The sequence below is a fragment of the Pseudomonas sp. FH1 genome (genome assembly GCF_000510895.2).
Lineage (GTDB): Bacteria > Pseudomonadota > Gammaproteobacteria > Pseudomonadales > Pseudomonadaceae > Aquipseudomonas > Aquipseudomonas azotoformans_A.
Genome location: NZ_AOHM01000012.1, coordinates 46,927 through 58,819, shown reverse-complemented (window position 1 = coordinate 58,819; position 11,893 = coordinate 46,927). Strand labels below are relative to the sequence as shown.

The following is an 11,893-nucleotide window of genomic DNA, read 5'->3' as shown; positions in this document are numbered from 1 at the left end:
GGCAACGGCCATGGCTTCCACATGGCCGATCAGTTCGCGGGCCATGTCCGTGGGGAGCAAGCCTTGGGGCGAACGAATAAACAGACTGACGCCCACACTCTGTTCCAGCGCCTCGATGCGCCGTCGCGCGGTGGCCTGGGCGATGCCGAGCAAGCGTGCCGCACCCGACAGGCTGCCGGTGCGTAACACAGCCAGGAAAGCGCGCTGGGTTTCCCATTGAAGTTGAGGGGCGTTCATACATTTCCTGTGAGCCGGTGGGCCATTTTGGCGAATGTTCTTTGGGTTGCCACTGGGGCAAGCTGGCGAGCATACCCGATGGGCCTTGCGCCCACGCTCACAGGAAAGGACTGGACGTCGATGATATTCACTGGCCAATGCCGCTGCGCCGCTGTCACCTATCAGTTAGAGCTGCCGACGCTACCTGCCATCTATGCCTGTCACTGCCGCCGTTGCCAGACCTGGAGCGGCAGCGCATTCGCTCTGCACGCACTGCTGCCGGCGGACGCCTTGACTGTCGAGGGGCCACTGACCGAGTACGCCTACGACATGGACGGCCAACACTCGACTCACCAGTTGTGCGCGCGGTGCCATACGCGTATCAGCAACACCACCAGCGCCGCGCCGGGCCTGCGGGTTTTGCGGGTCGGCACGTTACACGACAGTCCCGCCCTGGCACCGGTCGCGCATATCTGGGTCAGCCGTAAACAGCCATGGCTGCTGTTGCCGGACGGCGTGCCATGCTGGCCGCAGAGCCCGACACCCGAGGCATTCGCCTTGGCGCTGCAGGATTAACTTGCCCCACGCCTCGGATACTCTCAACTGCCACGACGTGTCGTTCCCCCATTGACGATGCAAGGGTTTTCCCGATTCCGCCAAAAAAACGTTTGGGCTAAAATACTTATCGCGCATTAAAAATTTGCACTAGCATATGTGTACGCCCGTGCAAACATCCCCGCAATAACCGCACAACACCCTTTTCCTTTCTGAAAAAGAAACTGACGAATGTTAAAATTTGTCACGTTTTACCGTATTCAATTCGATTAGTATCTAAACGCTAGCAGCGATTGAACTGACGGCCTTGCATGCTGGAAAAGGGAGTAGGTGATGCAGTTTTCTAATGTCCTCGCTATTGCACGGACTCAATCTAAATCGGAGGACTTTCGGGAGCTGATAGTTCGCACTGTAGCGGATGATTTGAAAGTCGATACACGTTACTACGAACAACTAATTGACACCCAGGAAAGTCACGCAGACTACCGCGCGATCATTATAGAAATCGATACACCCTCGGCCAGCAGCCAAACCCTGGATATCATAAAAAACACCCGAGCCAACAACCCTGGCTGCACCATATTTGTCGTTATCACTTTTGCGTCTACCTTGAGCAAGACCAAATACTATTTGGCCGGCGCGGATTACTGCATCAAAGTGGCAGAGACCTCCCCTGAAAAAAAGTTGAGCCTGTTTGATGAGTTCCTCAGTGCGAACGCACGACTGAACCGGTGCGGCCTGGTGCTCGATCAGGATCGCATGTGCATTTATGGTGACGGTAAGAAACTTGAAATATCCTTCGTCGAAATGAAAGTACTGGAAGCGCTGATCCAACGCCGACTGCTCAGTCACACTGAGATCGCCGCCGTCATGGGCCTTAACACTAAGTATTATGACTCTCGAGCGTTGGAGAAATCCATCAGCCGACTGCGCAGCAAGATCAAGGCACACTACGGTGACAATATTATTCAGAATATCCGCGGTTACGGATACAAACTAAGCCGCGGCCTTATTTGCGCCAGCTACTTTCAACCCGCCAAGGAGAGATCGAATCGTGAATAACGAGAAACTGTCCTCTACGCCCAGAGGCGAATTCAACCTTGTCAGGCAGGCCATCGTTGATCGCAACCATTTACTCTGGGGCAATGAAATCAGCCTGACCTGCAAGGACGTTTACGAAAACCATCCACGTGCCTACAACGCGGCGCTACAGCGTATCGGCACACGCCGTAAAACCTCCCACCCGGCAGCAGGCCAGCAGTTTCTGCGGATCAATCAAGCAGCGTTGATGAACGAGAACGTTCACAAAAGCATTATCCAGACTGCCCAGTCACTGGAAAAGCACCGACAGACGTTCACCCTCTCCATCGACAACTCGCTGGATGCCCTTCCGGGCCCGGTTGAACGTCGGGCGATGGTGCGCCAGTTATATAAACTGAAAGACCAGTGCAGTATCACGCTTGCCTACAATAACTACAGACTCGATACAAAACAGGTCGATCTGCTGATCGACCTCAAGCTCTATGACTACATTAAAATGCCGTTCCCGGATTCCGCCCTGCGCCTGAGCCTCAACACCCGATCCGATCTGTTTGATCGGCTCTACGACCGCATGCTAGAGCTGATCAATGCCAGCCAGGTGTCTTTCATTGCCGACACTGTCGAGTTTGCCGACAGTGCCCTGCTGGCTAAAAACCTGCCATTCGAATATTTTCAGGGCGGTTATTACTCCCCTGCTGACTGCTTATAACAACTGCACCTTCCTGATATCGGTGGACACTATGAGCTCCCTCAAGAAATACGCCTTTACACCAACACTTCCGGCCATCGCACTGCAAGACTTCACACCCAACGCAGAGTTGTTCCATTACGATCTGAACGCACCCGCGACAACAGCCGTTGCCGATAACAACCTGGTATTCACTCATCGACAAGCCCACCCCAGCGAAAATCGGCTGGTGAATACCTATGTCATTACCCATACACTCACCTTACCCTCACAACCTTTTAACGCCGTGCGACAAGAATCCAGAATGCCCACGCCCAAGGATGATGACAGCGCACCGAAAAACCATACGTTTCATCCGGAGACAGCATCTGATCGAACTCAACTGTATCCTCAGGACTTCTGGCTGCTGACTCAGCATGACCGAACCTTGGTCAAGGGTGGCCTGCGTATTTCACTGACCACCATTGAGTCCGCGCTGATTAAAAAGATGCTGCACCATGAAGAACGCGTGGTCAGCAAAGAAGAGTTGATCCGTAATATCGGACGCGAGCCCGATTTATATCGCGGACTGGAAATGTGCCTGAGCCGACTGCAGGAAAAGTTCAAACGGGCGAATGACGGCGAACGCTTGTTCCGCGCAGTAAGAAACCGTGGTTATTGCCTTACACAGAAAATAAAAAAACCTCTTGAATTGACCCAGACACGCCGATAAAAACAAGACACCTGACACTTTTTATTCACCCTGCCTATTACTACACGCTGATACCTGCCCTTTTATAACATCCCGCCAACACGATGGAACTGAACTTGTTATAAGTCGTCAGCCACTGTTTCCTGCCGTTCATTACTATCCACGGGTACGCGACTGCGCGTGCCTGTCGTTTGCGTGCGGTATTGCACCGCGTGATTAAACCCTGCCACCACGCGCGTGGTCACCAACGGGAGCAGAACTATGCTGAATAATACTAGAATGCATCGCAACCTGACCCCCAAGGGTTTGACGTTCTGGGGCCAGTGGATGCTCGCATCGGGCTTGGTCGTTACAGTACTGTTTATGCTGGCAGTGTTTAAAACCGGTCAACTTGAGTACAACTATCGGGTCTTGGCGGCTTTTACCATACTGGCATCGCTTCCTGCTTATAGCTTATGTGATGTCTACAGTAAAAAAGATGACTATGGGGTCGGCCTGGGTCGCCTGTTCATGGGCTGGCTACTGACCGTAGGCATTGTGTCTCTGGTGGGTATCGCCTGCAATGCCAGTTCATTGTTTCCCCTTGAAATTTTACTGTTATGGGCAGCGGTAAGTTACCCCTTGTTGGCCGTGTGTTATATCCCGCTGCACAGTCTGTCCCGGTATTACCATCGTCAACTTCACCAGCGGCACAAATCCTTGATCGTGGGCACCGGCAAACTGGCGGTCGACTTGGCTAAAACCCTGTCTCGCCAGAAGCGCTCCCCCCTGGTGGGATTGGTCGGCAGTCACGCCGATGCCGCCCAGGGTGCACACCCACAGATACTCGGCGAACTGCCGCAATTACCCCAACTGATCCGCCAGCACGGCATTCGCCGCCTCTACATCACTCACGCCTTGCAGGACGCCACACAGATCGAGGCGCTGTACCTCAACTTGCTGGAGATCAGTGTCGACGTAATCTGGGTGCCCGACCTCAACAACATGCTCCTGCTCAATCATTGCGTGGCCGAAGTGGATGGGCTGCCAGCGATCTTCCTCAATGAAAGCCCGCTGACCAGCCGCCCCACCGCCGCCCTGAGCAAATCGTTGCTGGACAAGAGTCTGGCCTTGCTGGCGATCCTGGTGTTGAGCCCGTTGTTGTTGATATTCGCGCTGTTGATCAAGCTCACCTCCCCCGGCCCGGTGATTTTCAAACAGGACCGCCATGGCTGGAACGGCGAAGTGATCAAGGTTTGGAAGTTCCGCTCGATGCGCGTGCATGACGATCACGAAGTACGCCAGGCCAGCCGCAACGACGCACGCATCACACCGGTCGGGCGCTTCATCCGCCGGACTTCCATCGATGAATTGCCGCAGTTGTTCAACGTGCTGCAGGGTCATATGGCCCTGGTCGGTCCACGCCCCCATGCCATTGCACACAACGACTACTACTCGGGGAAGATTCACGCCTACATGGCGCGCCATCGCATCAAGCCCGGTATCACGGGCCTGGCGCAGATCAACGGCTGCCGGGGTGAGACCGAAACCCTGGAAAAAATGCAGCAACGGGTGGACATCGACCTGCGCTACATCAACACCTGGTCGCTGTGGCTGGATATCAAGATCCTGCTGAAGACGCCGTTCACGTTGCTGTCCAAAGATATCTACTGACATCAAAAGGGGGACCTCAAGTCCCCCTTCCCGCTTCACTCCGTGATCTTGTCGATGTTCTTGTAGAACAACGCACTGTCCCGCCCATCCGTCATCGAATGCAGTGAATACGCACGGTTGAGGCGTGCCCCGCCATCGCGGGTCAGCGGTGCCCACACCAGGTTGGCGCGGCGCAGGGTCGACAGGCTCATCAGCTCATCAAAGGGTATCGACAGGTAGAGGCCTTTGTCGAAACTGCCTTCACCAAACGCTTCTTTAGACACGTTGGTACGGGTGATCCACGCGCCGATACGCGCGCCATTGTCGAATTGCCGCGACAGGTCCAACGTTGCGCCCCAATCCCTGGCCAGGTAGCGCCCTACGCTCAATGCGCCTTGCAGGTTGAACGGCAAGTCGGTGTAGCCGGTGATGTGCCCGGTGACTGTGCGGTAATCGCGCAGGCTGAAGTCCTGCTCGAAACCGCGCTGGCGCACATAGTTCAGGTCCGCACCCAGCGCCCAACCCTGGCCCATCGGCCGGTACAGCACTTCACTGCCGACACCGGCATACATCGACTCCAGCAAACCGCCGTAGACCATGCCATACAGGTCCTGGTCCAGGCGCTGCGCATGGTTGAGCTGGAAGGTCGGCAAGGTGACGTCGGCGCTGGTCATATAGCGGCGCAGGTCAGTCCGCACCCGTGGCAAGCCAGTCGGCGCGTCGTAGGTGAAACCGTCGTAGTTATTCAACAGGTTGACGCTCAGCAAGCCGCTCCACCAGGTGTTGCGGGTGAAGCGGTACTCGGCGTCGAGATCGGCGGAAATCTGGTAGAGCAAGCCATCCGGCCCGCCGACGTTCTGCTTGTAGCCAAGCCCCACCCCATAGCTGAACGCCTTGGGTGGCTGGGTATAGAGCACGGTCTGCGTGCGCTCGCTGGCGCGATTGACCTCGACCTGGCGGTGCAGGTCCTTTATGTCTTCGCGGTTGTTGACCACCTCGCGAAACGTCGCGCGGGGCACACTGGTTTCCTCGATCGGCATGGCATACCGCTCGCTGACCAGGGTGAACCAATCGATCTGGTCATTCACGCTGTTATCTAGAATGCGACTGGCCCGCCCTACCGCTTTGGCGCTGTAGAAATAGCGCTGCTGCTCGCCATACACCACCAACTCCGGCCCGCGTTGCGCAATACGCTGCACGGTGTAGCCGGCGTTGTCATGCAGGCGCTGGGACACTGCCGCCCAGTCCACCTGAGCCGGCGGTGTGCCTGGCGTCTGCGCTGGCAATTTGGGGGCCGGCGGATCGTAGGTTTTCAACGGTGCCTTGCGGCTGACAAAGTTGGTGTGCAGGGTGATGCCGAACATCGCGGTGTTGCCCCGTTCCCAGGCCGCACTCACGTCGATGGCATCGGCTAGCTTGTAGACCACCCCGACGTTGACCGGCGACTCCTGGCGAAAGCTGTTGCTTCGTGGCTCATGCTTATAGTCGTTGCCTTCCACTTCAAGCTTGACGCTCAGCGGCGCCCAGGGTGTCTGGTAGGCGATGCCGCCAAACAGCGCGGGACGCCCGCGAAAATAGCCATTGGAGAAACTGCCGGACCCCTCGGCGGTAGGGCGCTCATTGAAGCGATCATCCAGCGCACCCAGCGGGTTGCCGAAGTCACCCCGACTGCCCAGGTAGCCCCAGGCGATACCGGCGCTGAAATCCACGTCGCCATAGCGCTTGTTGGCCACCAGGTACTCGCTGGAAAACAGCCCGGTGCCGCCCAGGTCCATGAACCCCAGCGCGACCTCCGGCAGCCAATGGCTTTCCTGATACAGGCGCACTTTAGCGTCGACGGCCTTGTCCTTGTAGCTCTGGCCGCCGCTGAACGACTCGGCGCCATAAGGACGGTTGGTAATCGCGGTGTAGCGAAAGGTGCCTTCCAGCCAATCCAGCGGCTGCGCCGAAACACTGTAGCGGCTGTAGGGCTCGGTGCGGTTGGCATTGACGCTGAGTTCGCCGGCGGGCGCCATGCGCGCGGTGGGGGTTTGCAGCAGTCCCACACCGCCGAAGTCGCTTTGGGTGTAACGGGGATCGCCATGCACGACGCCACAGGGCACCAGCAGCACGGCCGCAATACATAATTTCAAGGCGTGACCTCGGCCAGGGGTTGGGTGGCGAGAAACTCGGCCAATTGCTGATTCAGTTGGGGGGTGGGCGGGTCCAGGTCATCGCTGCGAATCGGTACCAGCAAGGTGCTGCCGGGTGCAGGCGGCACGCCGTCTTCGCGGTTCCAGGGCGCAATGCCCAGGCGCGTGACCTGCCCGTCGGGCTGGACCAGCCAGAGGTAATCGGTATCTGCTTCTTTCGACGAGGGGCACGCGACCAGGTAGTCGCGCGCCTGACGCAACGGCACAAACGGCACCGTGCACCCAGCGGCAACCGCGCCGAGTACCCGTACGCTGTCGGGCCTCGACGGGTACATCAGGCGGTCGCCATCGCTGACCGGCAGGTTCGGTGCAAACCCCACCTCCACGGCCACCGGGTCCAGCATGGCGACCTGGCGACCCGTCACCGGCAAGGCCTGCACCTGACGATAAAGCTCGGCCGCCGCATGCGCGCGCCCCTCAAGCCCGGCGGCCAATGCGGCGTGCTGCAAGGTTTGCAAGTCAAACAGCACACCGGCCTTGAACTGCGCCTGGCGTTGCAGCAAAGGCTGACGCAACCAGGCCGCCCCGAGCCAATAACCTTGGGCGTCCGGTTGCGCAGCGGTGATCACGTCCAACAACCGCGCCTCGGCTTGCAGCGCGACAGGGCCTGGGTTGCGCACCTGGCCACTCACCGTCATGGCGGCGTGACTCGTACCGGCGCAACTCCACAACAACACCAGCGCCGTGACTGTTCGACGCTTCATTGGGCATCCTTACGCGTGGGCTGCAACTGAGTAATGAACAACGTCAGGCGCGGTGTGAGGTGCTGTTCGCTCTGCACGATAAAGCCGTCGCCGGGATTCACCCAATACCGGTTGCGCGCCTGAAACCCAGGCGCCTCGACGTCTTCGTCTACCCGCAACAAGGTGTAGGGTTTGTCGAGGATTTCGATGGTTTCGAAACCCTTGCGGGTCATGCGGCTGGTGAGCGTGACGCCCATGCGATAGCCGTCCACGACGTCGATCTGCCGCGTACTGCGATAGCCCTCCGGCACGCGGTGCAGGCCAAGCTCGAACGGCGATTGCCCCTGCCAGCGCGTGCCATCCAGGTCGACGCCGAGGCCGACCGTACGGACCACCAGGCCGTCACGCAGCAGCAGCACCTGCTTGCCGGAAGCGACCCAGAACTGCAGATCGCCACGTTGGCGGATCAGCGCCATCACCCCTTCGCTGGACAGCGTGGTGACCTTGATCTGCGGGTACGGCACAGCATCCACCTGGGCCTGGCTCAACGTCAGCGGCGCTGGGCCGCTCACGGCCGCCTTGAAGGTATCGAGTGAGGCTGTCATCAGCGGATTGCAGCCGGCTAGCAGCCACGCCAATCCCATGCACGTCGCGAGTTTCAGAGTGTTCACGCAGGTTCCACCCTATCGGTTGCTGGCTTCGCTCAGATTGTTCTGAGTGGACGCACCGATACCGACGATCGTGGCGGAAGGAATCAACTGGCTGATGAAGCGGTTCCAGCGCGTGATATTGGCTGGACCGACAAACACCACATCCTGGGGCTGCACCTCAAAGCGCGTGGCCAGCGCCATGGCCGAAGGTGAAGCCGCTTCCAGCTGGAACACCTTGGCCGGCTCGGCAGCGCTGTTCTGCGCGCCACGAATCACGTAGACGGCGTCGGCGTTGGAGGTGTTCTGGTTCACCCCGCCGACCGAGCCCAGCACGTCGGAAAGGTTCATGCTGCGGGTCTTGAAACTCAGCGCGCGCGGTTGCATGACCTCACCCATCACATAGATGCGTTTGCGGTCGTTGTAGGCCAGGTACAGTTGGTCGCCATCCTTGAGGTAGATGTCGTTCACCCGCGACTGCGCGAGGTTAAGCGTGTCGAGGTCGAGGGTGTAGCGCTTGCCGCCGCGAGTGAGCGTGAGGTTCGACAAGTCGGCATTGAGCGGGTCGATCCCTGCGGCGCCCATGGCCTCCATCACATTCAGGGGGATGGTGGTGATCGGCACCGGCCCGGCCTTGGCCACCGCGCCGGTGATCACCACACGCTGGCTGGCAAACCGCAACACACTCACATCCACCTGGGGGCTGTCGATGTATTGGCGCAGCTTGTCGGTGATCTCGCTGCGCAGCGCTTCGATAGAGCGCCCCTTGGCGACCAATTCACCGACGTAGGGGTAAAACAGGTTGCCGTCGGGGCTGACCAAGCGGCCGTTGGCGTCGATCTGTTGTTGCGGGCCTGAGGGTGCCGTCAGTTCGGGGTGATCCCACACGGTGATATACAACGCGTCATTAGCGCCGATCAAATAGGGCCCCGGCTTATAACTCAATAGTTCGGCCGGGATGGAATAAGGCACTTGGGTTGCCGCCTCCATCGCCAGCAACTTTGGCGTGATTGGAATCAAATCCACCCGACTGTTTTCAGCACTGCCGCGCTCGGTCAACGCCGCCGTGTCCATATATTGGCCCGGGGCAAACATGCAGCCTTGCAACAATGCGGCGGCCAGGGCCGCCACAGAAAAAATACGCATCATGGTGCTAGGACACTCGTGATAAACGACAAGAAAAAAAGACCACTTGGGCGGGGAATCCAAGCAGTCGAAAAGCGCAAGATTTACAACTTAGTTACCGGTCCCCGTGGTGCCGGTCGTGCCCGTGGTGCCCGTGGTGGTGCCCCCGTTGGAGCTGCCGCCGCTGTTGGAAGCCGCGACAACACCAGCAACGATGGCGCTGCCGACCAGCAGGGTTTCCCCTACCGTCACCGACCCCACCACAGCGGTGTCGAGCCCCAACGGCGCCTCGGCCGCCAGTGCAGAACCACTCATGATACTCAGCCCAATAATAGCCAGTGCTGTTTTCATACCAGACTCCTTATCGTCAGTGAGTAGTCATTCCGATAGTGCCATCCAACTAAACAGCGCACCAGACAGATAATGTCTAACCGGCTTAGTTGAAAATAACGTTTTGCCGATAAACCGCCCGGCCCTCAATGTGTTGCTCGCCGCCGAAGTTATATACAACGTTATTAATTGTCGGAAACCTCAAGCGCGGCCGTACTTATCTTCGAAGCGCACGATGTCGTCTTCGCCCAAATAAGACCCCGATTGCACCTCGATCAATTCCAGGGCAATCACGCCCGGATTTTCCAGCGCATGCACCTGGCCGATGGGGATATAGGTCGACTGGTTTTCCGAGACCAGGTAGGTCTGCTCGCCATTGGTGACGCGAGCCGTGCCGCTGACTACGATCCAGTGCTCGGCACGATGGTGATGCATCTGCACCGAGAGTTTGGCCCCCGGCTTTACGGTGATGCGCTTGACCTGATAGCGCTGGCCGTTATCCACCGAGTCATACATGCCCCACGGCCGATACACTTCTCGGTGATTGAGATGCTCATGGCGCCCAGCCTGCTTGAGCTGGTCGACAATGCCCTTGACCTGCTGCACCTGGTCCTTGTGGGCCACCAACACGGCGTCTTTGGTCTCGACAATGATCAGGTCCTGCACCCCGACGGTGGCGACCAGCCGGCTGTCAGCGTGCACGTAGGTATCGCGCGTCTCCAACAGCAAACCATCGCCGCGCAGCACGTTGCCACAGGCATCTTTCTCACTGGCCTCCCACAGCGCCGACCATGAGCCGATATCACTCCAGCCGGCGTGCAACGGCACCATCACGGCGTCGCGGGTTTTCTCCATCACGGCGTAGTCGATGGAGTTGTCCGGGCACGCGGCAAACGTCGCGGCATGCACGCGGGTGAACGGCAGATCCTGGCTGCCGCCCTCCAGCGCGGCACGGCAGGCTTGGAGAATCGCCGGCTGGAACCGTTCGAGTTCCTCCAGGTAGCGACGGGCACGAAACATGAACATGCCGCTGTTCCAGGCGTAGTCTCCGCTGGCCACATACTGCGCGGCCGTGGCGGCGTCCGGCTTCTCGACGAAGCGCTTGACCCGGTAGCCGCCCTCGCCCACCGCCGCGCCTTGCTCGATGTAGCCATAACCGGTGTGCGCGCGGGTGGGGGTGATGCCAAAGGTCACCAGCTTGCCCTCCCTGGCCAGGGGTAGCGCCACTTCCAGGCTGGCATGAAACGCCGGGATGTCTTCGATCAGGTGGTCCGCCGCCAGCACCAGCAGGATCGGGTCCTCTGACGCGGCAAGCGCCTGGCATGCCGCCAACGCGATGGCGGGTGCCGTGTTGCGCCCCACCGGCTCCAGCAGAATGCTCGCCTGCTCCATGCCCAGCTGACGCAATTGCTCGGCAACCAGGAAGCGGTGCTGTTCGTTGCAGATCAACTGCGGCAGGGCCACGTTGGCGCCCGTCAGCCGGGTGATGGTTTGCTGCAGCATCGACAAGTGCGCATCGGTCAGGCGCAAGAACTGCTTGGGGTTCAACTGCCGCGAGAGCGGCCACAGGCGCGACCCCGAACCGCCAGCCATGATCACGGGTATCAACATGAGAGCATCCTTGGGACAGGGTTTGTGAAGTAGGCGCGGGTGTTTTCATGCACCCGCGAACTGAAGCGCAGCTCATCCTGTGGCCACCAACGGTACTGCTGGTGTTGCTCGGCGGGCGGCTGCAGGGTTGAGTCGTCCAGCTCCAGGCAATAGCTGAGCACCACATAGTGGGTGTCCGGCCCGAACCCGGCATTGGCGAAAACACTGTCCTCGTAAAAGTGCTCGTACACCCCCAGCAGCCGTGCCGTGGCGCGCTCGAATGGACGCCCCAGCTCATCCTGGGTGATGCGCCGGAATGCGCTGTCCAGGCTCTCGTTTTTCCGGATGCGCCCACCGGGCACGAACCAGAAGCCATAGGCCGGTCGATTGACGCGCAGGCCGAGAAAAACCTCACCACGGCCGTTTCTGACCACCAGATCAATCGCCACCAGGGGCGTCGACGCCACGACCGTTTGGAAGGTCGGTAAATCAAGCCACATACC

The 11,893-nt window shown here is 59.0% G+C and carries 13 protein-coding genes; 5 read left to right on the top strand and 8 right to left on the bottom strand.

Annotated features, from left to right (window positions below; translation table 11 throughout):
- The coding region (locus H096_RS05500; protein WP_033897200.1) for a LysR family transcriptional regulator at positions 1-237 on the bottom strand (237 nt) is incomplete at its 3' end.
- A gap of 120 nt (positions 238-357) precedes the next feature.
- On the opposite strand from H096_RS05500, the gene H096_RS05495 reads away from it, so the two are divergent.
- The 5 genes from H096_RS05495 to H096_RS05475 all read left to right on the top strand — a co-directional run bounded on the left by H096_RS05495 (position 358) and on the right by H096_RS05475 (position 4,844).
- Positions 358-792 (top strand): GFA family protein, encoded by a 435-nt coding sequence (locus H096_RS05495; RefSeq protein ID WP_033897199.1) that lies wholly within the window; start codon positions 358-360, stop codon positions 790-792.
- Between the two features lie 312 nt (positions 793-1,104).
- Positions 1,105-1,833, top strand: coding sequence for a winged helix-turn-helix domain-containing protein (locus tag H096_RS05490; protein WP_033897198.1), 729 nt, complete (start codon positions 1,105-1,107; stop codon positions 1,831-1,833).
- Positions 1,826-2,521, top strand: a complete 696-nt coding sequence (locus H096_RS05485) for a hypothetical protein (RefSeq protein ID WP_033897197.1) — start codon at positions 1,826-1,828, stop codon at positions 2,519-2,521. Before H096_RS05490 ends, H096_RS05485 begins: the two co-directional genes overlap by 8 nt.
- 31 nt (positions 2,522-2,552) lie before the next feature.
- Positions 2,553-3,212, top strand: coding sequence for a winged helix-turn-helix domain-containing protein (locus tag H096_RS05480; RefSeq protein WP_033897196.1), 660 nt, complete (start codon positions 2,553-2,555; stop codon positions 3,210-3,212).
- Positions 3,213-3,452: 240 nt separating this feature from the next.
- Complete coding sequence (locus tag H096_RS05475) at positions 3,453-4,844, top strand: undecaprenyl-phosphate glucose phosphotransferase (protein ID WP_033897195.1); 1,392 nt, start codon at positions 3,453-3,455, stop codon at positions 4,842-4,844.
- Positions 4,845-4,879: 35 nt separating this feature from the next.
- Here the strand turns inward: H096_RS05475 and H096_RS05470 are convergent, their stop codons facing one another.
- The 7 genes from H096_RS05470 to H096_RS05440 form a co-directional block, all read right to left on the bottom strand.
- On the bottom strand, positions 4,880-6,955 hold the full coding sequence (locus H096_RS05470; protein ID WP_033897194.1) for a YjbH domain-containing protein: 2,076 nt from the start codon (positions 6,953-6,955) through the stop codon (positions 4,880-4,882).
- Complete coding sequence (locus H096_RS05465) at positions 6,952-7,719, bottom strand: capsule biosynthesis GfcC family protein (protein ID WP_033897193.1); 768 nt, start codon at positions 7,717-7,719, stop codon at positions 6,952-6,954. Before H096_RS05465 ends, H096_RS05470 begins: the two co-directional genes overlap by 4 nt.
- Positions 7,716-8,369, bottom strand: coding sequence for a YjbF family lipoprotein (locus H096_RS05460; protein ID WP_277621468.1), 654 nt, complete (start codon positions 8,367-8,369; stop codon positions 7,716-7,718). Before H096_RS05460 ends, H096_RS05465 begins: the two co-directional genes overlap by 4 nt.
- Positions 8,370-8,381: 12 nt before the next feature.
- Complete coding sequence (locus H096_RS05455; RefSeq protein ID WP_033897192.1) at positions 8,382-9,494, bottom strand: polysaccharide biosynthesis/export family protein; 1,113 nt, start codon at positions 9,492-9,494, stop codon at positions 8,382-8,384.
- 87 nt (positions 9,495-9,581) lie between these two features.
- Positions 9,582-9,821 (bottom strand): hypothetical protein, encoded by a 240-nt coding sequence (locus tag H096_RS05450; RefSeq protein WP_033897191.1) that lies wholly within the window; start codon positions 9,819-9,821, stop codon positions 9,582-9,584.
- Between the two features lie 180 nt (positions 9,822-10,001).
- On the bottom strand, positions 10,002-11,411 hold the full coding sequence (locus H096_RS05445) for a mannose-1-phosphate guanylyltransferase/mannose-6-phosphate isomerase (RefSeq protein ID WP_033897190.1): 1,410 nt from the start codon (positions 11,409-11,411) through the stop codon (positions 10,002-10,004).
- Complete coding sequence (locus tag H096_RS05440) at positions 11,405-11,890, bottom strand: GDP-mannose mannosyl hydrolase (RefSeq protein WP_033897203.1); 486 nt, start codon at positions 11,888-11,890, stop codon at positions 11,405-11,407. The genes H096_RS05445 and H096_RS05440 overlap by 7 nt, the downstream gene beginning before the upstream one ends.
- Between the last annotated feature and the right edge of the window lie 3 nt (positions 11,891-11,893).